At 47.4% G+C, this 26,465-nt stretch carries 22 protein-coding genes, 4 rRNA genes and 2 pseudogenes; 20 read left to right on the forward strand and 8 right to left on the reverse strand.

What is annotated here, in order from left to right:
- Positions 1-2: 2 nt before the first annotated feature.
- From CWC22_RS01710 to CWC22_RS01745, 8 genes are read left to right on the forward strand one after another with little or no spacing between them, the layout of a single operon-like run.
- Complete coding sequence (locus CWC22_RS01710; protein WP_138539543.1) at positions 3-623, forward strand: prepilin-type N-terminal cleavage/methylation domain-containing protein; 621 nt, start codon at positions 3-5, stop codon at positions 621-623.
- Positions 623-1,018: a type II secretion system minor pseudopilin GspI gene (gene gspI / locus CWC22_RS01715; protein WP_125564541.1), complete on the forward strand. Its 396-nt coding sequence runs from the start codon at positions 623-625 to the stop codon at positions 1,016-1,018. Before CWC22_RS01710 ends, gspI begins: the two co-directional genes overlap by 1 nt.
- On the forward strand, positions 1,018-1,743 hold the full coding sequence (gene gspJ, locus CWC22_RS01720; RefSeq protein WP_138539542.1) for a type II secretion system minor pseudopilin GspJ: 726 nt from the start codon (positions 1,018-1,020) through the stop codon (positions 1,741-1,743). The genes gspI and gspJ overlap by 1 nt, the downstream gene beginning before the upstream one ends.
- Positions 1,724-2,722: a type II secretion system minor pseudopilin GspK gene (gspK, locus tag CWC22_RS01725; protein WP_125564617.1), complete on the forward strand. Its 999-nt coding sequence runs from the start codon at positions 1,724-1,726 to the stop codon at positions 2,720-2,722. The genes gspJ and gspK overlap by 20 nt, the downstream gene beginning before the upstream one ends.
- A complete protein-coding gene (gspL, locus tag CWC22_RS01730) occupies positions 2,722-3,930 on the forward strand; it encodes a type II secretion system protein GspL (protein WP_138539541.1) in 1,209 nt (402 codons plus the stop codon). Before gspK ends, gspL begins: the two co-directional genes overlap by 1 nt.
- On the forward strand, positions 3,927-4,403 hold the full coding sequence (gene gspM, locus CWC22_RS01735; RefSeq protein WP_125564536.1) for a type II secretion system protein GspM: 477 nt from the start codon (positions 3,927-3,929) through the stop codon (positions 4,401-4,403). The genes gspL and gspM overlap by 4 nt, the downstream gene beginning before the upstream one ends.
- Positions 4,404-4,405: 2 nt before the next feature.
- A complete protein-coding gene (locus CWC22_RS01740) occupies positions 4,406-5,164 on the forward strand; it encodes a type II secretion system protein N (protein WP_138539540.1) in 759 nt (252 codons plus the stop codon).
- A gap of 3 nt (positions 5,165-5,167) precedes the next feature.
- Positions 5,168-5,743, forward strand: coding sequence for a UPF0149 family protein (locus tag CWC22_RS01745; RefSeq protein ID WP_125564532.1), 576 nt, complete (start codon positions 5,168-5,170; stop codon positions 5,741-5,743).
- 5 nt (positions 5,744-5,748) lie between these two features.
- Here the strand turns inward: CWC22_RS01745 and CWC22_RS01750 are convergent, their stop codons facing one another.
- Both CWC22_RS01750 and CWC22_RS01755 read right to left on the reverse strand, forming a co-directional pair.
- Positions 5,749-5,952, reverse strand: coding sequence for a hypothetical protein (locus CWC22_RS01750; protein ID WP_125564530.1), 204 nt, complete (start codon positions 5,950-5,952; stop codon positions 5,749-5,751).
- Positions 5,952-6,308: a hypothetical protein gene (locus CWC22_RS01755; protein ID WP_138539539.1), complete on the reverse strand. Its 357-nt coding sequence runs from the start codon at positions 6,306-6,308 to the stop codon at positions 5,952-5,954. Before CWC22_RS01755 ends, CWC22_RS01750 begins: the two co-directional genes overlap by 1 nt.
- 233 nt (positions 6,309-6,541) lie before the next feature.
- Between CWC22_RS01755 and ccoG the strand changes: the two genes are divergently transcribed.
- The 4 genes from ccoG to CWC22_RS01775 all read left to right on the forward strand — a co-directional run bounded on the left by ccoG (position 6,542) and on the right by CWC22_RS01775 (position 10,351).
- On the forward strand, positions 6,542-7,969 hold the full coding sequence (gene ccoG / locus CWC22_RS01760; protein WP_138539538.1) for a cytochrome c oxidase accessory protein CcoG: 1,428 nt from the start codon (positions 6,542-6,544) through the stop codon (positions 7,967-7,969).
- A 116-nt stretch (positions 7,970-8,085) separates the two neighbouring features.
- Complete coding sequence (locus CWC22_RS01765) at positions 8,086-9,060, forward strand: serine/threonine protein kinase (protein ID WP_138539537.1); 975 nt, start codon at positions 8,086-8,088, stop codon at positions 9,058-9,060.
- Positions 9,061-9,079: 19 nt separating this feature from the next.
- Positions 9,080-9,703, forward strand: coding sequence for a thiol:disulfide interchange protein DsbA/DsbL (locus tag CWC22_RS01770; RefSeq protein ID WP_010387105.1), 624 nt, complete (start codon positions 9,080-9,082; stop codon positions 9,701-9,703).
- Positions 9,704-9,715: 12 nt separating this feature from the next.
- Positions 9,716-10,351: a thiol:disulfide interchange protein DsbA/DsbL gene (locus tag CWC22_RS01775; protein ID WP_125564523.1), complete on the forward strand. Its 636-nt coding sequence runs from the start codon at positions 9,716-9,718 to the stop codon at positions 10,349-10,351.
- Between the two features lie 59 nt (positions 10,352-10,410).
- Here the strand turns inward: CWC22_RS01775 and trmA are convergent, their stop codons facing one another.
- The gene (gene trmA, locus CWC22_RS01780; protein ID WP_010387103.1) at positions 10,411-11,508 is read right to left on the reverse strand and encodes a tRNA (uridine(54)-C5)-methyltransferase TrmA; all 1,098 of its coding nucleotides are present in this window, start codon (positions 11,506-11,508) and stop codon (positions 10,411-10,413) included.
- A 159-nt stretch (positions 11,509-11,667) separates the two neighbouring features.
- On the opposite strand from trmA, the gene CWC22_RS01785 reads away from it, so the two are divergent.
- Positions 11,668-12,780, forward strand: a complete 1,113-nt coding sequence (locus CWC22_RS01785) for a DUF5610 domain-containing protein (protein ID WP_138539536.1) — start codon at positions 11,668-11,670, stop codon at positions 12,778-12,780.
- Positions 12,781-12,877: 97 nt separating this feature from the next.
- Positions 12,878-13,678, forward strand: a complete 801-nt coding sequence (gene murI / locus CWC22_RS01790; RefSeq protein WP_138539535.1) for a glutamate racemase — start codon at positions 12,878-12,880, stop codon at positions 13,676-13,678.
- A 140-nt stretch (positions 13,679-13,818) separates the two neighbouring features.
- Here the strand turns inward: murI and CWC22_RS24390 are convergent.
- From CWC22_RS24390 to CWC22_RS01800, 3 genes and pseudogenes are all read right to left on the reverse strand, one after another.
- Positions 13,819-13,902, reverse strand: a pseudogene (locus CWC22_RS24390) (RNA-binding protein); the annotation flags it as partial.
- A 131-nt stretch (positions 13,903-14,033) separates the two neighbouring features.
- Positions 14,034-14,147, reverse strand: a pseudogene (locus CWC22_RS01795) (RNA-binding protein); the annotation flags it as partial.
- 132 nt (positions 14,148-14,279) lie between these two features.
- Positions 14,280-14,756 (reverse strand): RNA recognition motif domain-containing protein, encoded by a 477-nt coding sequence (locus CWC22_RS01800; RefSeq protein ID WP_138539534.1) that lies wholly within the window; start codon positions 14,754-14,756, stop codon positions 14,280-14,282.
- Positions 14,757-15,363: 607 nt separating this feature from the next.
- On the opposite strand from CWC22_RS01800, the gene CWC22_RS01805 reads away from it, so the two are divergent.
- The 6 genes from CWC22_RS01805 to CWC22_RS01830 all read left to right on the forward strand — a co-directional run bounded on the left by CWC22_RS01805 (position 15,364) and on the right by CWC22_RS01830 (position 23,069).
- Positions 15,364-16,896: ribosomal RNA gene (locus CWC22_RS01805) — 16S ribosomal RNA — on the forward strand.
- Between the two features lie 271 nt (positions 16,897-17,167).
- A 23S ribosomal RNA gene (locus CWC22_RS01810) occupies positions 17,168-20,047 on the forward strand.
- Between the two features lie 116 nt (positions 20,048-20,163).
- A 5S ribosomal RNA gene (gene rrf / locus CWC22_RS01815) occupies positions 20,164-20,278 on the forward strand.
- A gap of 43 nt (positions 20,279-20,321) precedes the next feature.
- Positions 20,322-20,436, forward strand: a 5S ribosomal RNA gene (gene rrf, locus CWC22_RS01820).
- Together the 16S, 23S and 5S rRNA genes form the textbook arrangement of a ribosomal RNA operon.
- Before the next feature lie 483 nt (positions 20,437-20,919).
- Positions 20,920-21,534, forward strand: a complete 615-nt coding sequence (locus CWC22_RS01825; protein ID WP_138538365.1) for a trimeric intracellular cation channel family protein — start codon at positions 20,920-20,922, stop codon at positions 21,532-21,534.
- 14 nt (positions 21,535-21,548) lie between these two features.
- Positions 21,549-23,069, forward strand: a complete 1,521-nt coding sequence (locus CWC22_RS01830) for a YifB family Mg chelatase-like AAA ATPase (protein WP_138538364.1) — start codon at positions 21,549-21,551, stop codon at positions 23,067-23,069.
- 8 nt (positions 23,070-23,077) lie between these two features.
- On the opposite strand, the gene CWC22_RS01835 is transcribed toward CWC22_RS01830, so the two are convergent.
- Both CWC22_RS01835 and CWC22_RS01840 read right to left on the reverse strand, forming a co-directional pair.
- Positions 23,078-23,782 (reverse strand): response regulator transcription factor, encoded by a 705-nt coding sequence (locus CWC22_RS01835; RefSeq protein ID WP_010386686.1) that lies wholly within the window; start codon positions 23,780-23,782, stop codon positions 23,078-23,080.
- Between the two features lie 210 nt (positions 23,783-23,992).
- A complete protein-coding gene (locus CWC22_RS01840) occupies positions 23,993-26,446 on the reverse strand; it encodes an alpha/beta hydrolase family protein (RefSeq protein WP_138538363.1) in 2,454 nt (817 codons plus the stop codon).
- Positions 26,447-26,465 lie beyond the last annotated feature (19 nt).

Below are 26,465 nucleotides of genomic sequence, written 5' to 3' on the forward strand. Positions count from 1 at the left end.
TTATGCACACAGCAGTAAACCTTCAATCAGGTGCGCATCAGGCGCACCTACCGAAATCTGGTCGCCAGGCCGGGTTCAGCCTTATCGAAATCCTGATGGTGCTGGTGATTATTGGCTTTTCAGTCAATCTGGTCACGTATACGCTGTCTGACGATATGGAGGAAGAATTGGAGCGTGAAGCGCTCCGACTGCATAGTGTGATCAATATGGCCTCTGAATTTGCCATTCTCAATCAAATTGAGCTGGGCTTTCATCTGGATAAGAAAAAGCTCGAGTTTCTGGTTTTTGATGGTGAAAAATGGACGACTTTTGAGGCCGAAGAACTCTACCAGGCGGTAGAGTATTCCGATGAGTATAAAATTGTACTCACTACGGAAGATTTAGCCTGGACACAAGACAATATGCTAGAGCAGGCCAATTGGCGTGAGTTGATGGGAAGCGGCGATGAAGAGAGTCTGTTGGAACTGAAAAAACTGAAAATTCCTCAGGTCTTGCTATTGTCGTCAGGTGAAGTCAGTGCGTTTCAACTCAGCCTTGAGCTCGAGGAAAACAGTGAGCCCGTGTATTTTGTTGAAGGTGAGTTTATGGCGCCGGTGAATTTACGTAAGGAGCCGGAAGACTAATGAATGGCCTGATAGCAAGGACAAAACAAGCTGGCTTTACACTTCTTGAGGTGATGGTTGCACTTAGTATCTGTGCCGTCGCGGGGATTGCTGCGATGCAGGCAACGGGTGAGCATATTAATCATATTAGCACTTTGGAGCAGCAAGCTTATGCTTCTTGGGTGGCCGAAAACCGCCTTGTTATGATGCGCGCTGGCGCCAAAGAAGGCGCGGTGCGCAATGGCCTTAAAGGCGATGAGGAAATGGGCGGAGTAACCTGGTATTGGTCACAGTCTACCCTCGCAACGGCCGATCCCACTTTTGTGAAGGTCACAATAGAAGTGTTTTCCGATGAAAAACGTGAACACTCAGTGTACGACCTGACCACCTTTATTTATAAAAAAGGGAAGCGATAATGCGCGCGCATATTTCCTCCCGACAGGGTGGCTTTACCCTGATTGAGGTTTTACTGGCCTTGGCTATTTTGGCCATGGTGGTCACTGCCACCCATCAAATCCTGGATACCACACTCAGAGCCAAAGAAGCATCTGAAGAAACGGTGGCAGAGCTGGAATCATTGCAAACTATGTTTCGTTTGATGGATCAGGACTTCAACCAGATGACCAAACGGGAAGTACGTAATGAGGCGGGGGATTTTAGCCCAACATATATCATTCATGGTCGCTACAATCTGAGCAGTCAGTACGATGGGATTGCTTTTGTACGTGATGGCTGGACCAACCCAATTAGTCTGCTGCCTCGTTCTGAATTACAGGCAGTGGGTTATCGTGTCGTAGACGACAATCTGGAACGTATTTACCGAATTTATGTTGACCAGCTTGATGGCACTGAACCTCGCAGCCAGGTGATCCTGGAAAACGTTGAAGAGCTTAAGTTTGAGTTCCTAGACGATAAGCAGAAGTGGCAGAATAGCTGGGACATTAAAGCCCTGCCTTTGGCGGTTGCTGTGACTATCCAGCAACAAGAGGCTGAGCCAATTCGACGCATTTTTTTGACGCCGGGCGATGGCAAAGTGAAACAAGCCAGCAGCGGTGACGATAATCGCAATGGTAATAACGACAATAACAACAATAACAACAATAACGGCCAAAATGACAATGATGGACAAAGGAGGGGCTAGCGTGAAATCTCAACGTGGTGCAGCGTTAGTCATTGTTTTGTTCATCGTGGCTCTGGCCGCGACTATCGCAACAGAAATGACCATGAGTCTGATGGTACAGGTGCAAAAAGCCACCAACCTGCAGACCCATCAGCAAGCTAAATGGTATAGCTATGGGGCGGAAGAGTTGGTCAAAAAGGTCCTGCTCGATAGCCGTAAAGACGAGCCTGATAAAGTTCATTTGGGACAACCCTGGGCATTGTCAGAGGTACCCTATCCGGTGGATCATGGCACTTTGAGTGGTGAGATCACGGATTTGCAAGCCTGTTTAAACCTCAATGCGTTGCGCAATAAACCGCAAAACAGCGGCAACCGGAATGACACAAACCCAGCACACAAAGCGTTGCTTGAGCTGTTAAAGAACATCGAAGACCTGCCCAGTGAAGAAAGCGAAGAGGCCATGGCAGACAGCGTGTATGACTGGTTGGATGATGACAGTATTACGTTCCGCTCGGGCGCCGAAGAAGATGAATATATGTCACTCAGAACCCCTTATCTGACAGCAAATAACCTGTTTGCCTCGGTCAGTGAACTGAGGATAATCAAAGGGTTTAACCCTCTGGTAATGGAAAAGTTACTGCCTTATGTATGCGTTATCCCGGGCAGCACTGAGTTGGCTATTAATGTCAATACCATTCAGCCCGAACAGGCGTTGTTGCTGAGCGCGTTGATGGAGGGGCTGAGCGAATCTGGCGCAGAGGCAATTATTTCGGCCCGTCCGGAAAAAGGCTTTGACTCAATACAGGAATTTTATTCGGAAGCGGCAAACCAGGGCGCTTCCGACAAACAAAAGAACGATAAAATTTTTACTATTTCAAGCAATTATTTTAAGTTACGAGCAAAGGCTCAGTTCGATGAGCGTTTGTTTCGCCTGACCTCAATAATCGAAATAAAAGATGGTCGGGCGAGCATCCTAGCGCGTAAATTTGGAGGCGTTTAGTGTCAGAAAATTTGATGATCCGTGTGGGTCACTCACAACAAGAGCCGGTTCACTGGTTAGTCTGGTCGGCGCAAGATGCGCAGATCATTGCCAGCGGTGAGCTGGAGCATGCCGGACTGCTCGGTGAGCTTAGTGAAAAAGCACAGAGCCGTTCGGTTGTCGTGCTGCTGCCAGCCTCTAGCGTGCAGTTAAAAACGATTGATTTACCGGCCAAGTGGAATCGCAAACTGGAGCAGGCCCTGCCTTTCATGCTGGAAGAGCAAATTGCCTGCGATATTGATTCGGCCTTTATCGCAGTAGGTAAAGCCGGTCAGCGGGACGAGCAGTACACCATAGATGTGGCCTTATGTGATAAAGCCTGGTTAGCAGCCTGGATGGCCTTATTCGATGATTTTGACATCAGTGTTCAGCGTTTGCTACCTGATGCATTATTATTGCCTGCGCCGCCAGAAAACACTATCAGTGCTATAGAGCTGGGCACGCAGTGGTTGTTCCGCTCAGCAGACTGGCAGGTCAGTGGTGTTGAATCTGACTGGCTCGCAGGTTTCTTAAACTTGCTACCTGAGGAGCGTATTCAACATTTCAGTCCGGGTGAAGCACTGGCATCGAACAAAACGCTCGATGCGATGGAAAGCGAGTATGACTTACCATTGGCGTTGTTTGCTAAACAACTTGAGCAGCAAAGCTTTAACTTACGTCAGGGTAAATTTGCTGCCAAGAAAAAGCAGCCTCAGTGGTGGCGTGATTGGCAAGCTGGCCTAATTGCCGCGTCAATCGCATTGGTCTGCTTTATCGGAATAAAGTCAACGCAGCTGGTCTTGTTGCAGAATCAGGCTGATGAGCTAAGCGCGCAGGCTGTTGCCAGTTATAAACAAGCTTTTCCGAATAAAGTGGTGCGCCCACACTTGCTGAAGAAACAGATCCAGAATGAGCTAAACAGTTTATCAGGCGAGCAGCAAGGCGGCTTCCTTGAGTTGACCAATCACTTTGTGACTGTATTCGATGAAGTGAAGGACTTTGAACCCGAAACACTGCGTTATGATCAACGTCGTAACGAACTGCGGATCCGGGCAAAAGCCAACGGCTTCCAGGTCTTTGGTCAGGTAAAAAGCATCCTGGAGCAGCGCGGCATGTCAGTGCAGCAAGGTGCACTTAATAATGATGGCGACTACGTGATCGGTGAGATCCGCATTCGAGGTGCAGCATGAAACAGCAAGTGATTAATTATTGGCAATCTCTTAAAGAGCAGGAGCAAAAGCTGCTGATCCTTGGCGGAGTTGTGTTTTGTGTGTTTGTGCTGGTGATGGGGATCATCCGTCCACTCAATACCGCTGTTGAAAAAGCAGAAAAAGAAGTCGATAAACAGCAGGCCCTGGTTTCCTGGGTAGGCAAAAGTGTGACCCAGCTGAAGAGCCAGGGTGTTGGCCGTGCCTCTGCGGCCAATGTTAACCTGACTCAATTGGTGAACCGTACGCGTGGCAAATATAAAATTGTCATCAGTAAAATGCAGCCAAATGATAATGCGCTGCGTGTCAATATCGACAATGTGGAGTTTAACCAGTTGATTGCCTGGCTGGACGAGCTGACCAATCAGCATGGTGTTAAAGTGGCTAACCTGGATCTGGGGAAGGAAGATGCGCCCGGGTATGTTCGAGTTAGCCGTCTGGTATTAGAGAATTAAGTATGAAGAAGATCATCAGTTTAGTGCTGGTTTTTTTACTGGCCTTTGGTGTTTTTGCTGCCATTAGCATGCCAGCCAGTATTGTTTTGCAGCTTTCGCAGGGCTCTTTACCTCGTGCGTTAGCCATTGGAGCCGTATCGGGCTCGGTGTGGGAAGGGCGGATCAGTGAGGTCCGTTACGAAAATGTGCAACTGAATGACGTCACCTGGCAGCTAAATGGCTGGGGACTGTTAACGGGTCAGTTACAGGGTAAAGTACGTTTTGGTTCACCCAGAGCACTGGATGAAATTTCTGGTAATAGTAATTTCTCTGTGTCTTTACTGGATCAGGCTGCGCGGCTGGATGATGCCACCTTGCGTTTTAGCGTCGAGCAGGCGATGCAGCAGGTAACCCTGCCGCTGCCAGTGGATGCCAAGGGTCGCGTGATCCTGAGTATTGATGAATACCATACTGGCCAGCCATACTGTGATGCCCTCACCGGTGAGATCAGCAGTCCCAATATTGATATCAAAGGGCTCAGTGGCTGGTTCAGTATCGGTGATATGAGTGGTGTATTAAGCTGTAAATCTGGCGATATTGCCGTCACAGTGGATCCGGAGAACCGTTTAGGGCTGCGTGCTGACGCCACGCTGGCTGCCAATATGCAGTTCCGGGTTGCAGGCAATATCAAACCTGAAGCCTCTTTACCAAAAGAAGTTCATGATGCCGTTAAATTCTTAGGCCGTCCTGATAGCGAAGGGCGTTACCCGGTGAACTTATAAATCATGATGACGTTTAACTACGACGCGCAGCATCAGACTGCGCTGACTAATTATCTTGAGCAGCGGCCAGGTGCATTGAGCCTACGCGCTGTTGAAGGCTATTTGTTTGGGTTGATTTGTAGCCCGGACGGGATAGAGCCTGAGCAATGGCTAAGCGAGCTGAGCCTGAACGATGAGGCGCTGGAAGAACACACCGTGTTTGCTTTTTTAGCACTGCATCATCATATCAGCGAGCAGGTTTTCTCTGAGCAATTTGCTCTGCCCGCACAGGCACACTCTCCCTGGTCGGAAAAGCAACAGTGGAGCCAGGGCTTTTTACTGGCCAGCCAACCCTACTATGAGCGTTTAGCAACCGCTTCTGAGGTGCCACAAGAATTGGTTGAGGCGTTACAAATGGCGACGGAGCAATTGGCATTTTTCAGTTTGCAAGAGCAGCAAGTAGCACAGTTTTGTCAACAGTCGGGGCAAGAGATGTCGGCCTTTTGTGCTCAACAATTGAGCTTAGCTAATGACTTTGCGCAAGGCTATGCAGCCTTGATTGAGCAGGTCGCTCTGGCGAGCGGCCTGTACAACGAGTAATTCAGTTACATCAAATCCAGTTCAATGTGAGTGCAGCCTTTCGCACAATGTGCACTCCCTTTAGCTCCCTTTGCAGCGGTCAGGTCGAGTTGGATTGGCTGCTCACAGTGCTGACACAGCACCGTCTGGCCTTTACTCAGTTTCTTCAGCAGGGCTTTTTGTTCATTGAAAGACTTAGCACTGGCTTTGTTCAGTTGAGAAAAGTCCATTACAGCCCCGCCTCGCGCAAAGAGCCGGCCGCGATTTCACACACATCCAGTAGCTTGGGGCCATAAAAGTACATATTCAGCTCATTGCCTTCACAAAACTTGAGGTGAAACACTTTCATTTTTTCATTAGTCGACAGGGCAGACATAATATAGTCGTGCTCTGACTCGGTTAAGGTTAGCTCTTTTTTGATTTGCTGGCGTGCGAGCTTGGCTGCCAGACTATACTGGGCTTTGCTAGTATCACCAAGCAGATCAACACCGTACTGTATAATCTTCTCACGCGGCTCTTTGACACTTGGGTGGTCAATGGTAAACAGAGCCAGGATTGCCACGACTAAAATTAAGTACTTTTTCATAACTGCAACAACTTTGATCTAAACAGCTAAAAGATGTCGCCAGTGTAATAAAATGACGGAATTAAAAGCAAGTTTAGCGCTCAGAATTTTTTATTACCCGAAATGAACGCGATGCTGTTTTATGTCGGGTTTTCCCTTTAAAATGAGCGAGATCTGATCCAGATTGATATACTACATATATAAAATAGAGGTCACTGTAGCAAGTACCTGTCCCAGGCGCGTAAGGAGCTGTGATGGACAAGCAAATTAAGATCAAAAATATTCCCGTCGACGTCAAAATCCACAAACCCGACGATTTACAACCAGACAGGTTTAACCCTCGCAATCGTATTTATGTCAGGGCTGTTACCGGGTTGCACCAGAAACTCAGAAAGCAGATAGGCTTTATCGGCATGCTGGCGTTCATGCTGTTGCCCTGGATTAACTTCAATGGTGAGCAAGCGGTGCTGTTCGATATCTTTGAGCAAAAATTTAATATTTTTGGTCTGACTCTGTGGCCTCAGGACCTCACTATTCTGGCCTTTATTTTGATGATAGCGGCCTTTGCCTTGTTTTTGGTAACGACTTTCTATGGTCGGGTGTGGTGTGGTTACACTTGCCCGCAGACGGTCTGGACGTTCATTTTTATCTGGTTTGAAGAAAAGCTGGAAGGTACCGCCAATCAGCGTAAGAAGCTTGATCAGCGGCCCATGGATTTTGATAAGTTCTGGCGTAAATCAGCCAAACATCTCAGTTGGGTGCTGTTTTCTCTGTATACCGCCATTTCGTTTGTCGGTTATTTCACGCCCATCCGTGAATTACTCCCCGACCTGCTGATGTTTTCAGCTTCAGGGTATGCGGCGTTAAGTGTGGTGATCTTTACTCTGTGTACTTATGGTAATGCCGGCTGGATGCGTGAGATCATGTGTCTGCATATTTGCCCCTATTCACGTTTTCAGTCTGCGATGTTCGATAAAGACACTTTCACTGTGAGCTATGATACCGCACGTGGCGAAAATCGCGGACCTCGTGGTCGTAAGGAGGATCCTAAAGCGCTGGATCTGGGTGACTGTATCGACTGTAAACTATGTGTGCAGGTTTGTCCGACCGGTATCGACATCCGTAATGGGCTGCAATACGAGTGCATCAATTGTGGTGCCTGTATCGATGCGTGTGATGGTGTAATGGATAAAATGAACTATCCCAGGGGATTGATCTCCTACACAACAGAACGCAATCTCGAAAGCAGCAGTGAAAAAACCAAAGCCGTACGGGGCAAGTTGGTCGGTTACCTATTGATCCTAATTGTCTTAACTGGGGCTCTGGTTGCTAATGTTGCGATGCGCAAAACACTTGACCTGGATATTATCAGAGACAGAAACCAGCTGTATCGGGTCAATGTAGAAGGGTTGGTTGAAAATACTTATACACTGAAGATGATCAACAAAGCACAGGTGCCTCAAACTTTCCTTATCAGTATTCGCGGTTTGTCTGATTTCACTATTCTGGGCAAGCAGGAGATCCACATTGCAGCTGGCTCTACGGTGGATCAGCCGTTGTCGGTCGTCATTGACCCTTACGATCTGACGTTACCAGTTACCGAGTTTGAGTTCGTCATCACAGTTAAAGATGCGCCCTCGGAGTCAATCGCACAGCCGACAAACTTTTTTAAAGGTCGTTAGCCGAGATAGGGTACAATGGGGTAACTCAGATAGACATCACAAAAGCGGGGTAGCCCGCTTTTTTGTTACTTTGTCCTGGGCCAGACTTTGGAACAGGGCAGTGAAAGGTAAACACTATGACAGATTTCAGCTTTCAAAATTTAACGCCCGATCTGATCCTGGATGCCATTGAAAGCGTCGGGGTTTATCCTGAATCGGGGTTGTTGCCCCTCAATAGTTATGAGAATCGGGTTTATCAGTTTCGTGCCGACGATAACCGTCGCTATGTGGCGAAGTTTTATCGCCCTGAACGCTGGCAGTCCGAGCAAATTCAGGAAGAACACGACTTCACGCTGGCCCTGCAGCAAGCTGAAGTACCGGTTGTTGCCCCTCTGCGTGTTGACGGGCGCAGCTTGTTTGAGCATCAGGGCTATCGATTCTGTCTGTTTCCAAGTGTCGGAGGCCGCCAATTCGAGGTGGACAACCTGGATCATCTGGAAATGCTTGGCCGCTATATTGGGCGCTTGCACAGCGTTGCGAAGCAGGATGACTTTGCGCACCGACCGGCGATTGATGTGACCAGCTATCTGCATCAGCCGCGTGTTGATATTTTGGCTTCTGAGTGTTTGCCTGATACATTACGGCTTGCATTTACCACGGTGCTTGATCAGGTCATTAACAAAGCAGAAGAAAAATTCACATCAATCCAGCCGATCCGTTTGCATGGTGATTGCCATGCTGGCAATATTCTATGGTCTCAGGAACAGTTAATGATAGTGGACCTTGATGATTGTCGTCAGGGACCCGCGGTTCAGGATCTCTGGATGATGTTAAGTGGTGACAGGCAGAATCAGGTGATGCAACTTGATACCCTGTTATCTGGCTATGAAGAGTTTGCATCGTTCGATGCGCGCGAACTTGCCTTAATTGAGCCGCTGAGGGCCATGCGTATGGTGCATTACATGGGATGGCTCGCTAAGCGTTGGCATGATCCGGCATTTCCCCGGAACTTTTCGTGGTTTGCAACAGACAAATACTGGGAACAGCAGATCCTGGCATTAAAAGAACAACTTGCCGCTCTGGATGAAGCGGCGATCAGTCTTTATCCATAAAAATTTAGAGAGAATAGTAATGTTAAAATCGATCAAGGTTGCGCTAATTGCGTTGTGTATGCCAGTGTTGGCAATGGCAGCCGACTTCACGGATGGTAAGCACTATCAGACGCTAACGACAACAAAAAGTGAATCGGCCAAAGTCACCGAGTTCTTTTCTTTTTATTGCCCGCATTGCTTCCAGTTCGAACCGGTTGCCAAAGCGTTGGAGAAAAGCCTGCCACAAGGTGCTGTGTTTGAAAAAAGCCACGTTAATTTCCTGGGTGGTCTGGCACCAGAAGTACAGAGCAACCTGAGTTATGCCTACATCATTGCAAAACATCATGGTAAAGCACAGCAGGTGAGCGATCAGATCTTCAACACCATTCATGTGCAGCAAGTGCAACTAAAAGACTTGAAAGATGTCAAAAAGCTACTAGAAGCGAATGGGATCAGTGCTGAGCAGTTCGATGCTGCTATGGCAAGCATGCCAGTGATCAGTGCTGAGAAAGCGATGGTTGAGAAGCAAGATGCATTTAGTAAAGCAGGTGCCTTAACGGGCGTCCCCACTTTTGTTGTGAACGACAAATATAAGATTAACCTGAGAGAACTGAGCAGCCAGGCTGAACTTGATGCTCTGGTTAAACACCTATTAGAAAAATAAGGGAAGCAGACTATGTTTAAATCCATTTGCGCCGCTGCACTGGCGCTGTTCCTACCTTTAATGGCCAATGCTGCTAACTTCCAGGAAGGCAAGCATTATGAAGTGGTTGCGGAGCGCGGTACAAAGAAACCTGAAGTGACAGAGTACTTCTCTTTTTATTGCCCTGCCTGTAATAACTTTGAATCATTGATCGGTGAATTTAAGCCAAAACTGGATCAGGACGTGAAGTTCAAAAAGAGTCATGTCGACTTTGTTGGCGTCAGAGACCCTGAAATTCAGCAAATGATGAGCACGGCATTGGCGACAGCCTCAGTGTTGCCACAAAAAGATAAGATTGTATCGGCCATGTTTGCACATTTGCACGGCAAGCGCGGTAAGTTCAATGAAGTTGCGGACATCAAAGATCTGTTTGTTGCACAGGGCGTGTCTGGTGAAAAATTTGATAAGCTGTATAAGAGTTTCTCAGTTCGCACAAAAGCGAAGAAAATGAAACGTGCGCAAGAGCAAATGCAGGACAAAGGTGCATTGAGTGGTGTACCAACGTTTATCGTCAATGGTAAATACAAGCTGATCTTGTCGCGAGAGTCTGGTGTAACTTCACCGGATGATATTGCCGCACTGATTAATTATCTGGCGAAAAAGTCTTAATTTGCCAGAATGAAAAAACCCGCGATGTACGCGGGTTTTTTTATGTCTTAGATTCGCATTTACTTTCTGGTCAGAAAGACACCCGATTCAACATGGTGGGTGTAAGGGAACTGATCGAAGATAGCGATACGCGACACCTGATGCGTTTCACACAGTAACTCCAAATCACGTTCCAGCGTATCCGGGTTGCAGGAAATATAGATGATGTTGTCGTATTGGCTGACCAGTTTACAGGTTAATTCATCCATGCCAGCACGTGGTGGATCTACCAGAATGGTCTGGCAGTTGTAACTGTGTAGATCTATCCCTTTGAGGCGAGAGAACTGTTTTTCGCCCTTCATCGCTGCCGTAAATTCCTCACTCGACATACGAATGATATCAAGGTTATCTACTTTATTGGCTGCGATATTGTACTGTGCTGAGTGTACAGAAGATTTAGAAATTTCTGTGGCCAATACCCGGTTAAATTGACCCGCCAGAGCGATGGAAAAGTTGCCATTGCCACAATACAGTTCAAGTAAATCGTTTTGCAGTGGTGCGCACAGGTCTTGTGCCCAGGCCAGCATCTTTTCGTTCACTGCAGCATTGGGTTGAGTAAAGCTGTTTTCGACTTGTTGGTAGGTGTACTGCTTGTCATTAACAGTCAGCCGCTCAGTCACAAAGTCATCACCAAATACCACTTTTTGTTTTCTGGCTCGGCCGATAAAGTCAACTTTATAACTCTGCTGTAGCTCGTGACGTAGCGTTTGCATAGCTTCTTGCCAGGCATCATCCAGTGCTTTGTGGTAAAGCAGGCTGATCAGTACTTCTCCACTGAGTGTGGTGAGATAGTCAATCTGGAACAGTTTACGGCGCAGGATCTCGTTGTGACGTAGTTTATCCATCATCACCTGCATCATTTCATTGACCAGAGGCGCACCTGGATCAAACTGATCCACCCGGATCTTCTCTTTGGTTTGCTGATCGAACATGATGTGGAACAGATCGTCACCGTCATGCCAGACTCTGAATTCACAACGCTGACGATAGTGGCTTTTGGGGGAGTCGTACACTTCCAGCTGTGGCGCATCGAAGCGGGCAAATTGCGCACTGATCCGCTGTTGTTTTTCTTTCAACTGTTGCTCGTAGGTCGAAGTGTCAATCGTGATCACCGCCATATTAAAACCACCATAGTTAATGCAAAGAGGCGCTATTTTAGGATGCACTTTCGATTTGTCCAGCACAGAGCAAAACTTTTTGCTCTTTTATTGTACAATAGACTTAAGCTTATGGCGTTTTGGCCGATAACCAACTATCAAGTAAAGTGGAGAGCAGACATGAAAATCGGACAGTTGAATCAGCTGTTGAATCCGGCGATGCAGCATAACGCGGGTAAAGCTAAATCGCTTATCCCTAATATGTCAATTAATACGGATAGTTACCACGGAAACAAATCTCAGGCAGCGGCAAAAATGCTCGATGATAAACTGGCGCAGGCGCTGGGCATTGAGAAAAAAGAAGAAAAAGACAAGCCGCTGTTTGATTTTGAGGAAATTGTCAAAAATGTACTGGGGTTTGTACAGGGGGCTGTGAAGAAAGCCAAAGCCGCAGGGGAAGATGACGACACACTCAAGAGTATGCTTGATCAAGCACGCAAGGGCGTGCAGATGGGGATTGATGAAGCGTCTGAAGAGTTAAAAGGCACCGGTTTATTCAATGATGAAATTGAAGGTGGGATAGAAAAGTCCAGAGAAGGCATTTTTAACGGCCTGGACGAATTTGAAAAAGAGTTGTTTGATCCTAAGCCCCAGCAAGTGTCTGTTAGTGCCGCTCAGTTTGCCAGCTTATCGAATCAGGCTGAATACGCCTTTACTACAGCAGAAGGCGATGAGGTAGTGATTTCATTCAGTGATGCGATGAGTCAATCTCAGGCTGCCAGTTATGCACGCAACGGTGACAGTGAAGGATTTGCTTATGGTGAGCAGAGCAGTCGTGAACTTAACTTTTCTATCAGTGTGAATGGCGATCTGAATGAAGATGAGCAGGCAGCCATCAACGATATGATGAAAGATATCCGTGATGTCAGTGACACTTTTTTTGCCGGTGATTACGACGATGCCTTTGCCAAAGTGCAGGAGCTGGGTATTAACAGCGAACAAATCGTCAACTTCACCATGGACTTGCGCCAGACTAAAACCTCGGCAGCGATTGCTCAGTATCAGCAAAGTAATCCGATGAAAGATTTGGAAAAAGCATTACAGCCATTGGATCAGCGTTTAGAAGGGATCCATGATGAGGCGAAAGGACTGGGTATAGAAGCTCAGTTACCGGATATTATGGCGTGGATCAACGAGGGCCAGGCACGTCTGAATGAGTTTCTGGATTATGCTGAAGGCTTCTTCAGCGCCCTGGAATCACGTCAAGCTGAGAAGCAAGACCAGCAGGTATAATAGAGCGTCTGAACCCACTCGGCTTGAGTTGACACAAGTATTTATTTTAAACCCTGACCGTGGCACACTGCGCGCGAACTGTAAATAAGGAGCGCATGTGCCACACATTCTCGTTTTTGATTCTGGTATCGGCGGAACCAGCGTGCTTGAGCACATTCGTGCAGTACTGCCTCATGCCGATTATAGCTATGTGATGGACAACGTGCTGCTGCCTTATGGCCTACAGTCCCAGCAGACTATTCAGCAGCGTTTGGCCGCCCTGATAAAGTGGCTCGATCGTGATTTGCATCCGGTCGATATCATAGTGATTGCATGCAACACCGCCTCAACTTATGCATTGGGATCCACTCGTCAGTTAACCTCTATCCCGATTGTCGGAGTTGTGCCTGCCATTAAGCCCGCAGCCATCGCCAGTCGTAGTCGACATATTGGCTTACTGGCGACGCCTGCAACGTCCGGAAATACATACACCCAACAACTCATTACGCAATTCGCGAACGAATGCCAGGTTGATTTGTATCAGTCGACTAAATTGGTTGAGCTGGCTGAGCAGTTTTATTGGTCCGGTGAGATTGACCGTGAGCAGCTTGCCGCTGAGATCAAACAACTTGAACTCGCCGCAGGGCTGGATCACTTAGTCCTGGGATGTACGCACTTTCCTATTATTGCGAAACCTTTGAGTGAGGCCATCTCTGAGTCGGTGACCCTGATTGATTCAGGCGCGGCAATTGCCAGGCGTGTTATGTCTTTATTGGCGCAAGGGCGTATCACTGAAGAACCAGGGTTGCCAGTTCAGTGCAATGGCGTTGAGTCAGGAATAACGAATTGGTACGCGACGGCAACCCAGGCGCATAACATTGATAGACCAGACGTCAGATTGTTCAGCCTTGACCGATAATATTTAGTGATGAATACATGTGCCTGAACAGGTGGGAAATAAAAAGGGGTGGTAACCAAATTGGCCCCGCCCCTGTTAGTGTGTACAACGAGCTTATAAGATGAAAGAGATCAGTCGTGATCGTTAGTGGTCAGTGACTCTTATTGTTGTTTCGCCTCTCTGACTTTTAACGTACGTTGCTGAAACTCAGATCCATTGAGTTCGTTGATGGCTTTCAGAGCATCGGGGCATGGTGGGGGCATTTCGATATAGCTTAATACAAGTGCGAAAATACTACAGGAATAAAAAAGGGGTGGTAACCAAATTGGCTCCACACCTGTTAGTGTGTACAACGAGCTTTATAAGATGAAAGAGATCAGTCTTGATCGTTAGTGGTCAGTGACTCTTGTTTTTGTTTCGCTTCTCTGACTTTTAACGTACGTTGCTGAAACTCAGATCCATTGAGTTCGTTAATGGCTTTCAGAGCATCGGGGCATGGTGGGGGCATTTCGATATAGCTTTATACAAGTGCGAAAATACATGTAGGGATAAAAAAGGGGTGGTAACCAAATTGGCTCCACCCCTGTTAGTGTGTACAACGAGCTTTATAAGATGAAAGAGATCAGTCTTGATCGTTAGTGGTCAGTGACTCTTGTTTTTGTTTCGCTTCTCTGACTTTTAACGTACGTTGCTGAAACTCTGATTCATTGAGTTCGTTGATGGCTTTGAGAGCATCAGGTTGCGGCATTTCGACAAAACCAAATCCTCGGCGTTTACCTGTGTTCTTATCTTTAAGCAAACGAACCGAAAAAACTCGTCCCTTTTCTTCGAACAAATCGCGGACAACTTGTTCATTTGCTCTGTAGGGTAAATTACCGACATAGAGTGTGGTTGTTTCTACCGAACCACTGATGCTACTACTACCAGTATTTCCTGTTGAGGAAGCAAATGCTGAAGCAATACCTCCAATTATGATGCCTAGCGCCAATAATAGGGCGGGATCTACTTGACTATTTAGCAGTACAAAATGCCCGAGCGCATAGCTCAGTATTGCCAGGAGAAGCACAGTAAATAGTGTCTTACGATCGAGAATATTCATAAGGATCTACCAAAAAACGTTGAATACACATTAATTTAACAAGAAAGGTTGCTATATTAACGACTTAATCAAATATCGCAATAATTAAATATAGAACTTGTTGAAAAGATTGCATCTTATCTGCGGAATTAGTGCCAGTATTGAGGGTTTAAAGATAAATGATCAAAAAGATCAAAAAAGGGGTTGCAATGGTTTTCGATTTCCCTATAATGCGCATCCACCGACACGGAGCACAACGCTGAAAAGCAACGAGTTAAGTGAAGGAAAAGCCAAACGGAAAGCTTAATTAAGAAAAATTAAATTTTCTAGTTGACTTTAAAAGTGAAGCGGTTAATATGGCGCTCCACTTCGCAGCGAGGCTGCGGTAACTAACGAAGTTTAGTTACATAGTTCTTTAAAAATATGAAGCAATCATCTGTGTGGGCACTCGTACAGATTGAGTTCTAACAGCGAATTTCAGTTTACTGAATGACGCACAAAAATTTAGAGTCTCAACTGAACTGAGTGACCAACAGAATAAACATAGTTTATTCAGCACAGTCAATTCGATTCGAAAGAATCAAAATCAGAATTCATTGAGCATGAATCTTCGGATTCAAAAAACTTTTAATTGAAGAGTTTGATCATGGCTCAGATTGAACGCTGGCGGCAGGCCTAACACATGCAAGTCGAGCGGTAACATTTCTAGCTTGCTAGAAGATGACGAGCGGCGGACGGGTGAGTAATGCTTGGGAACATGCCTTGAGGTGGGGGACAACCATTGGAAACGATGGCTAATACCGCATAATGTCTACGGACCAAAGGGGGCTTCGGCTCTCGCCTTTAGATTGGCCCAAGTGGGATTAGCTAGTTGGTGAGGTAACGGCTCACCAAGGCGACGATCCCTAGCTGGTTTGAGAGGATGATCAGCCACACTGGAACTGAGACACGGTCCAGACTCCTACGGGAGGCAGCAGTGGGGAATATTGCACAATGGGCGCAAGCCTGATGCAGCCATGCCGCGTGTGTGAAGAAGGCCTTCGGGTTGTAAAGCACTTTCAGTCAGGAGGAAAGGTTAGTAGTTAATACCTGCTAGCTGTGACGTTACTGACAGAAGAAGCACCGGCTAACTCCGTGCCAGCAGCCGCGGTAATACGGAGGGTGCGAGCGTTAATCGGAATTACTGGGCGTAAAGCGTACGCAGGCGGTTTGTTAAGCGAGATGTGAAAGCCCCGGGCTTAACCTGGGAACTGCATTTCGAACTGGCAAACTAGAGTGTGATAGAGGGTGGTAGAATTTCAGGTGTAGCGGTGAAATGCGTAGAGATCTGAAGGAATACCGATGGCGAAGGCAGCCACCTGGGTCAACACTGACGCTCATGTACGAAAGCGTGGGGAGCAAACAGGATTAGATACCCTGGTAGTCCACGCCGTAAACGATGTCTACTAGGAGCTGGGGTCTTCGGACAACTTTTCCAAAGCTAACGCATTAAGTAGACCGCCTGGGGAGTACGGCCGCAAGGTTAAAACTCAAATGAATTGACGGGGGCCCGCACAAGCGGTGGAGCATGTGGTTTAATTCGATGCAACGCGAAGAACCTTACCTACACTTGACATACAGAGAACTTACCAGAGATGGTTTGGTGCCTTCGGGAACTCTGATACAGGTGCTGCATGGCTGTCGTCAGCTCGTGTTGTGAGATGTTGGGTTAAGTCCCGCAACGAGCGCAACCCTTATCCTTAGTTGCCAGCGATTCGGTCGGGAACTCTAAGGAGACTGCCGGTGATAAACCGGAGGAAGGTGGGGACGACGTCAAGTCATCATGGCCCTTACGTGTAGGGCTACACACGTGCTACAATGGCATATACAGAGTGCTGCGAACTAGCGATAGTAAGCGAATCACTTAAAGTATGTCGTAGTCCGGATTGGAGTCTGCAACTCGACTCCATGAAGTCGGAATCGCTAGTAATCGCGGATCAGAATGCCGCGGTGAATACGTTCCCGGGCCTTGTACACACCGCCCGTCACACCATGGGAGTGGGTTGCTCCAGAAGTGGATAGCTTAACCTTCGGGAGGGCGTTCACCACGGAGTGATTCATGACTGGGGTGAAGTCGTAACAAGGTAGCCCTAGGGGAACCTGGGGCTGGATCACCTCCTTATCGACTTAGAACTAATTTGTTCGAAGTGTCCACACAGATGATTGTTGCTTGGTAAGGTAACTTACTGAGTGATATTGCTCTTTAAAAATTTGGAAAGCTGATATTAAATTCTCGGAATGACAATGAAAATTGTTGTTCTATAGAGTTTTCGAAAGAAAAATGCCGATTAATCATTTAGTTGATTAATTAGCGTCTACTTTAGTATTACTTAACTTCTGGCGAAGTTAAAACTGTCTTTAGCAGTACAATTCAAAACTATTTTGGGTTGTATGGTTAAGTGACTAAGCGTACACGGTGGATGCCTTGGCAGTTGGAGGCGATGAAGGACGTACTAACTTGCGATAAGCCTAGTTGAGCCAGTAAGAGGCACTTGAGACTAGGATTTCCGAATGGGGAAACCCGGCCCTTTGGGTCATCATGCAGTGAATACATAGCTGTATGAAGCGAACGCGGAGAACTGAAACATCTAAGTACCCGTAGGAAAAGAAATCAACCGAGATTCCGAAAGTAGCGGCGAGCGAAATCGGATTAGCCCTTAAGCTTTAATGTAGTTAGTGGAACATTCTGGAAAGTATGACGATACAGGGTGACAGTCCCGTACACGACAACTTATTTAAAGTGAAATCGAGTAGGTCGGAGCACGTGAAACTTTGACTGAATATGGGGGGACCATCCTCCAAGGCTAAATACTCCCAACTGACCGATAGTGAACCAGTACCGTGAGGGAAAGGCGAAAAGAACCCCTGTGAGGGGAGTGAAATAGAACCTGAAACCGTGTACGTACAAGCAGTAGGAGCCCCTCGAGGGTGACTGCGTACCTTTTGTATAATGGGTCAGCGACTTATATTCTGTAGCAAGGTTAACCATTTAGGGGAGCCGTAGCGAAAGCGAGTCTTAACTGGGCGCTTAAGTTGCAGGGTATAGACCCGAAACCCGGTGATCTAGCCATGGGCAGGTTGAAGGTCAGGTAACACTGACTGGAGGACCGAACCCACTAACGTTGAAAAGTTAGGGGATGACCTGTGGCTAGGAGTGAAAGGCTAATCAAACCGGGAGATAGCTGGTTCTCCCCGAAATCTATTTAGGTAGAGCCTCGGACGAATACTTACGGGGGTAGAGCACTGTTAAGGCTAGGGGGTCATCCCGACTTACCAACCCTTTGCAAACTCCGAATACCGTAAAGTACTATCCGGGAGACACACGGTGGGTGCTAACGTCCATCGTGGAGAGGGAAACAACCCAGACCGTCAGCTAAGGTCCCAAAGTGTATGTTAAGTGGGAAACGATGTGGGAAGGCTAAAACAGCTAGGAGGTTGGCTTAGAAGCAGCCATCCTTTAAAGAAAGCGTAATAGCTCACTAGTCGAGTCGGCCTGCGCGGAAGATGTAACGGGGCTAAACATACCACCGAAGCTACGGCTGCGAACTTTGTTCGCGGGGTAGGGGAGCGTTCTGTAAGTGGCTGAAGGTGTGCCGGGAGGCATGCTGGACATATCAGAAGTGCGAATGCTGACATGAGTAACGATAATGCGGGTGAAAAACCCGCACGCCGGAAGACCAAGGGTTCCTATCCCATGTTAATCAGGGTAGGGTGAGTCGACCCCTAAGGCGAGGCTGAAGAGCGTAGTCGATGGGAAACGGGTTAATATTCCCGTACTTGGTATAAATGCGATGGGGGGACGGAGCAGGCTAGGCAAGCATGGCGTTGGTTGTCCATGTGAAAGGCTGTAGGCTGGTGACTTAGGAAAATCCGGGTCGCTAAGGCTGAGAGTCGAGACGAGCCACTACGGTGGTGAAGTTGTTGATGCCCTACTTCCAGGAAAAGCCTCTAAGCTTCAGTTTATATCGAATCGTACCCTAAACCGACACAGGTGGTCAGGTAGAGAATACTAAGGCGCTTGAGAGAACTCGGGTGAAGGAACTAGGCAAAATTGTACCGTAACTTCGGGAGAAGGTACGCTCTTACTTGTGAAGACTTCGCGTCGTAAGCAGGCGAGAGCCGCAGTGACCAGGTGGCTGGGACTGTTTATTAAAAACACAGCACTGTGCAAAATCGTAAGATGACGTATACGGTGTGACACCTGCCCGGTGCCGGAAGGTTAATTGATGGGGTTAGCTTAGGCGAAGCTCTTGATCGAAGCCCCGGTAAACGGCGGCCGTAACTATAACGGTCCTAAGGTAGCGAAATTCCTTGTCGGGTAAGTTCCGACCTGCACGAATGGTGTAACCATGGCCACGCTGTCTCCACCCGAGACTCAGTGAAATTGAAATCGCAGTGAAGATGCTGTGTACCCGCGGCTAGACGGAAAGACCCCGTGAACCTTTACTACAGCTTGGCACTGAACATTGACCCTACATGTGTAGGATAGGTGGGAGGCTTTGAAGCGCAGTCGCTAGATTGCGTGGAGCCGTCCTTGAAATACCACCCTTGTAGTGTTGATGTTCTAACTTAGGCCCCTAATCGGGGTTGAGGACAGTGCCTGGTGGGTAGTTTGACTGGGGCGGTCTCCTCCCAAAGAGTAACGGAGGAGCACGAAGGTTGGCTAAGTACGGTCGGACATCGTACGGTTAGTGTAATGGTAGAAGCCAGCTTAACTGCGAGACAGACACGTCGAGCAGGTACGAAAGTAGGTCATAGTGATCCGGTGGTTCTGAATGGAAGGGCCATCGCTCAACGGATAAAAGGTACTCCGGGGATAACAGGCTGATACCGCCCAAGAGTTCATATCGACGGCGGTGTTTGGCACCTCGATGTCGGCTCATCACATCCTGGGGCTGAAGTCGGTCCCAAGGGTATGGCTGTTCGCCATTTAAAGTGGTACGCGAGCTGGGTTTAGAACGTCGTGAGACAGTTCGGTCCCTATCTGCCGTGGGCGTTTGAGAATTGAGAGGGGCTGCTCCTAGTACGAGAGGACCGGAGTGGACGAACCGCTGGTGTTCGGGTTGTCATGCCAATGGCATTGCCCGGTAGCTACGTTCGGAATCGATAACCGCTGAAAGCATCTAAGCGGGAAGCGAGCCTCGAGATGAGTTCTCACTTTGACTTTAAGTCAACTGAAGGGCCGTTGAAGACTACAACGTTGATAGGCGAGATGTGGAAGTGGTGTGAGCCATTGAGCTAACTCGTACTAATTACCCGTGAGGCTTAACCATACAACTCCAAAGTGGTTTTGTTTGTTAGAAGTTAAGAAATAAAGTAGACGATAGAATTTAATACGCTTTTCCAGATTTTAGTGAGATGTTGATAAACATCTTGCACACAGAATTTGCTTGGTAACCATAGCATTTTGGAACCACCTGACCCCATGCCGAACTCAGTAGTGAAACGAAATAGCGCCGATGATAGTGTGGGGTTTCCCATGTGAAAGTAGGACATTGCCAAGCTCCTAATTTTAAAAAGAACTAAAACAAAAATTGAAAAGATTTTCCTGGTGAAAATAGCGTTTTGGAACCACCTGACCCCATGCCGAACTCAGTAGTGAAACGAAACAGCGCCGATGATAGTGTGGGGTTTCCCATGTGAAAGTAGGTCATCGCCAGGGCCCAATTAGATTAACCCGTTGCAGCAATGCAGCGGGTTTTTTGCTATGTGTAATTTAAAAAGCTGTAGACAGAGCAGTGTTCTCTATTCCTCCATGAAGCTGGTATCTAGCAGTCTTTGGGGACACTTTCCTGTGGAGGGGTCTTTTTTGCGCTGTGAATAGGTCTGCGTTCTCTACGATAGTTCATTTCACCTTACGCAAAGTAAATGTACTCGCATTGCTCGCTGTCATTGTACTTTGCACTTAATTCATCCACGAAGCTGCGTTCTATCGCGCATTTCGATAATTGTATGCTACTTCCCCACATCTATGTGGCTCTTTGCGCTCATCTCTTCGAACTACGAAGTGTTCTTCGGCTTTTCATCACTCTTGTTTAAAGGCGTGTTAAAGCACGATTCTCGCTATATTTCAGATTGTTTTGAGCTACTTAATTGGTTAAAACTGAGCTAGTATCCAAGCATGTTACTCATTTTCTAGAAAATAATGTCTGAGCTTTATCACTGGTTTGATTTGTTAGGTGTAATGGTGTTTGCCATATCAGGTACCTTAATTGCTTATAGTAAGCATATGGATGGATTTGGTGTGGTTGTGTTGGCAACTGTTACCGGTATAGGGGGCGGGACTATAAGAGATGTGATCCTCGATGTTCCGGTCTTTTGGTTGCATGATTCAAGCTATTTTATCGCTATCTTTTCAGCGATAGCAGTTAGTATCTGGACGCTGAACCGGCAAAAGAAGATCCCCACATTGTATCTGCAAGTTGCTGATGCATTTGGGTTGGCTTTCTTTGCTGTTATGGGGGTCCAAAAAGCGCTGGATATTGGTATGCCAGATACAACTGCTGTGATTATGGGCGTTTTGACAGGGTGCTTTGGTGGTGTGATCCGGGATGTGCTGGCCAGAGAAATTCCGCTTTTACTTAAGGGCGAGTTATACGCTATCACCTGTATTTTGGGCGGGATAGTTTATACTCAACTCATAAACTTTAATTTATCAACAGAAGTTGTCATGTTGCTGGCGATGGCCACCACGTTGTTTGCCCGACTGGCAGCTATGCGTTGGGGCATTGTGTTGCACGTCTTTAATTACAAAGATTAACCATAGGACAAGGAATGTCATTAGCAAGAATACTCACACGTGCTCAGGTAGGTATTGAGTCTCCTGTTGTCACGGTCGAAGTTCATCTGAGTAACGGCTTACCTAGCTTTAACATAGTGGGCCTGCCGGAAACATCGGTCAAAGAATCTAAAGAGCGTGTGCGCTCAGCACTGCATAACTCGAATTTTATCTTTCCAGAACAACGCATCACAGTGAATTTAGCACCGGCTGATCTGCCTAAGCAAGGCGGTCGCTATGACCTGGCAATAGCAGTAGGCATCCTGGTTGCATCAGGGCAGCTCAATGAACAGGCAACACAAGGGTGTGAATTTTATGGTGAGCTTGCCCTCAATGGGGAGATAAGAGCTGTGACGGCCATCATCCCGGTTGTCATGGCTGCCAAGCGTGAACACCACACCTGTTATATCCCGGAAGAAAACTTGGGTATGGCGCAACTGGTTGAGTATCAGCAGTGCATTGCTGCGAATACACTGCATGCTCTGTGGTTGGATCTGAGTGGTCAATCATCGTTGCCTTTTAAAGAGGAACGTATACCTATTTCTTCCGCTAATACGCTCAGTAGCACGCAGATGGATATGAGTGATGTTAAAGGGCAACCTATGGCTAAGCGTGCACTCGAAATTGCCGCAGCAGGAGGTCATAATATTTTGTTTCTTGGTCCTCCGGGCACAGGTAAATCTATGCTGGCACAGCGTATGCCGGGAATTATGCCAAATATGAGCATAGAACAAGCGTTGCAGACGGCTGCCGTGTATTCTTTAACGGGGAAGCAGCTTAGCCTGGAAAATTGGCGTAGCAGGCCATTCCGTGCACCTCACCATACCTGTTCTGCGGTTGCCCTGGTGGGCGGCTCGTCTAATCCCCGGCCTGGTGAGATATCTTTGGCGCACAATGGGGTACTCTTCTTAGACGAATTGCCTGAATATGAACGTAAGGTGCTGGATTCTCTCAGAGAGCCGATGGAAACGGGACAGGTGACCATTTCGCGTGCTGCACAGCAAGTTGATTTTCCCGCCTGTTTTCAGCTCATCGCTGCACTTAATCCGAGCCCTACCGGCTGCCATACTGATAAACGTGCTTCGCCAGAGCAGGTATTGAGGTACTTAAGTAAAATATCAGGCCCTTTTGTCGACCGGATAGACTTACAGATAGAATTACCCAGACTCAGCACGCAGGAATTGCAATCATCTAAACCGGAAGTGACCAGTGAGCAGATACGTAGCAGAGTCGAGGCGGCGTTTAGCACTGCGTTGAGCCGCCAGGGTAAAGCAAACGCCAGGTTGACGACCCGGGAAATTGAGCTGTATTGTACGCTGTCCCCCGATGTTGCTCAGCTGCTTGCCCGAGCAACAGAGAAGCTGAACCTCTCGCCACGCTCTTATCATCGCATCATCAAGGTAGCCAGAACGATAGCTGACTTGTCACATCGTACGGAAATAACGGTTCCCGACCTGAAAGAAGCACTCAGTTATCGGGCATTTGAGCGTTTATTGGGACAGCTGACATACAGCTAAGTGCGTGATTAGGTGGATAGCATATAGCCTTTGCCACGAACCGTCACAATGCGCTTCTGCTCTTTCTCATCGCCGAGTTTTTTTCGCAGTCTGCCGATAAGTACATCAACAGTTCGGTCGCTGGGGCTCCAGTCTGGCTGGCCTATTTCTTCTGAAATTTTGGCTCTGGAAGTGGCTTTACCGGCGTTCGCAATCAGGCAAATAAGCACCTTGTGCTCCGCTTCTGTGAGCCTGGCTTCGTCGCCATGCGGATTAATAAGCGTCCGGTTATCCGGATGAAGTTTAAAATCTGCATATTCGATAAATTCTTCAGATTCGTCTTCCCCTTTGCTGCCAGCGATACGTTTATACAGGGCACGCATTCGAAGTTCCAGCTCAAGCAGGTCAACGGGTTTACAGACGTAGTCATCCGCGCCCTGAGCTAAACCAGCAATGCGATCTGCTTGTGTGTCGCGACTGGAGAGCATGATCACGCCGATATCGGTAAGCGTATTGAGTTCTTTGGCAAGATTGAGACCATCCGTTGCGGGTAATACAACATCTACAATGGCCATGTCGAAGGGGTTGCCTTCATTGATTTGATTATGAACGAGTTGCAATGCTTGTGCACCGGTGTTATCCAGCGTGAGCTGAAATTCAGTATTTGCAAAATGGTTTGCGATCCTTTTTGCTAGTAGATCGTCATCTTCCACCAGAAGCACGTTAATGTTCATAGCACCGTAACTTTATCAATAAATCACTTATATATTAGCACTGAGAAAACTGGGCTGAGAAGGGTAAGTTGATTATTTTCAAATAAAAAACAATGCAAATAAAACTTTAGTATGAACCTGAGAAGTGAATAAAAATGTGCTAATTCTGAAATATCATACAGTTGAATGGCTTTTTTTAAAAAAGGCAGCACCTAAGTGCTGCCCATGATTTTATTTACCATATAGGTGTTGCCACCATTGAGGTTGATCTTTCAGGTGTTTGTCAAAATAAGCGAGCATAGTGTCCCACCACTGAAAACGTCGGTCGCGAGCAAATATCTGATGATCCGCGCCCTTAATTTCAATCAGTTCAACATCCTGGCCAAGTAGCTTCAGTGCGGTATACATAGTGTGGCTCTCTCCGACTGGTACATTGACATCGGCATCGCCGTGTAACAGCAGCAGTGGTGTTGTTACTTTATCGGCATTAAAGACAGGGCTATGCTGCGAGTACAATTTGGCGTTATTCCAGGGGAAGCTGTGCTTTGACGCTTCACCCGAATAGAGGTAACCCCACCACCCTTGTCCCCAGTATGACGTAATATTAGAGATACCAGCATGCGAAATCGATGCACTGAACATATCTGTTTTCGTTGTCAGTAACATGGTCATGAAGCCGCCATAAGAAGCGCCCAGGTTACCCAAACGATTTTTATCAACATAGGGATATTCGGTCAGGAAGGCTTGGGTGCCTTTGATAATGTCATCGGCAGTTTGCTCACCCCAGGCATTGACATGCTGAGCCGAGAAGCGTTGACCAAAACCAGTCGCCCCTGTTGGTTGCAAGACATAAACCACATAGCCGTTTGCAGCCCACAGATTAAATGGGTAACGTCCTGTAAAGGCCCTGGAAACTGGTGAAGTGCCGCCGTAATAGTAAATTAAGGCTGGATACTGTTTAGATTTATCCAGGTTGTGGGGTAGGTATACCCGGCCTTTGATTTCTGTGCCCTGACTATTAGTGAAGTTAAATTCTTCCAGTTTAGCAATCTCGCTGTTGCTATAAGCAAGTGGGGCTGAGTCCCACAAAGTGCGAGCGCGATTCTTATAGATGTTAACCTGTTTGAGTTGTTGTGGTACTGAAGCTTGTGTACCGGCGACGAGTAGTGCTGGTTTACGGTTATCAGCAATACTGAAGCGCTCAACCACGTCTAAGCCAGTTTTCAAACGCGTGTAGCGATCTTTGCTGACATCGTAGAGATACAGTTGCTGACGATCTTCATCCGTCACCTTCGCAATGACATCGCCGTTACTGAGTACGTTTATACTGCCGATCGCGGGGTTAAAGGCTTTACTTAGCGCTTTTGCCTGGGCGCCTTGCTGATCTAACCAGTATAACTGGCCATCGTAGTTATTGGTGAGCTGATCTTTTTCAACCGCTCTGCCGAGGCCATTTTTGAAATCTGGACCAGCCACAGCATAGATCCCCTTCGCTCCATATTTGGCTTCATTGAATGTGCGGTACTGACCGAGCACAGTTTCAGTGCCCTGTGTCAGGTTGAATTCAACCAGCTCGGTTAACATGTGGGGGGGAGCTGCATAATCCTGTACTGCACGGCTGGTAAGAATACGATTGCTTTTGGCATCGTGATCTTCGAGCGTATGGCTTTGTTTGCCTTCAGTGAGTGCCTGGATCATGCCGGTTTTAATATCCAGCAAATAAATTTGTGTGTTGGTACGCGCATAGGACCAGCGATCTTCCAGGCCCTGATAATGCTTCACCAAAGATGTGTCTTTAGCAGGCGATTTAGACCAGCTAAATATCAGGCTGGTATCATTAAAATAAGCAAACTCACTGGCGCCTTTAAGATCCTCTGCGATCACCCGGGATGTCAGGGTCGTGAGATCCAGCGTTTTCAGTTGGCCGTGCTGGCTGTAAACCAGCTGTTCGCCATCCTGACGCCAGGCCAAAGAACTGGCGTTAACCCCTTCAAGCGTGAATATGACTTTATCATCGTCATTGAATACCGTGGTTTGAGTCAGTGCCTGATTACCGCGATTCGCCTGATAGTGCTTTTGTGTCGTGACATAATGCTCAGCATCCGGTGAGACGGAAACAGCACTGACGACTGGGGCATCGAATAACTGTTTGGCAGACAGCGCTTTGGTTGTTTTGTCAGTAAACAACAGTTGATCGTGGTCTGTTTTGCCATTGAATGCCACAGAGACTTTTTTCCAGTCAGCGACTTGCTCAGCTACAATGATGACCTGATGATCGCCGGTGGGTAAATTGAGTGTTGAGGACATCTTGTCAGAATGGCGTTCACCATTGACGAAAATATGTGCCTTTTCTATGCCATCCAGCACCAGTTCACCCTGCACGAAACGGTTGACTGAAAACTCCATTTTCATTGCCTGTAGCCCGCCCATAGTCAGTGCATTTAACTGAGACAGTGGCTGCCACTTGGCGTCAACACCCAGCATAGACACGGTTTTCTCTGAACCCGACAAGCTCGGGACCAGGTTAGCGATTATGGTTTGTTGATGTGCCGTATTATAGGGCTTAATTGTGCTGGCCTGACCCAGAGGGCCAATAAATTGAATATCCTGCTTGTTGATTGGAGCAGCACTGAGTGATGTGCTCAATGCAGACAACAGCAGCACAGCGACCGATTTTAACTTCATAGTTTGCGCCTATTGTGGG

It is taken from the genome of Pseudoalteromonas rubra (genome assembly GCF_005886805.2).
In the GTDB taxonomy this organism is placed as follows: Bacteria; Pseudomonadota; Gammaproteobacteria; order Enterobacterales; family Alteromonadaceae; genus Pseudoalteromonas; species Pseudoalteromonas rubra_D.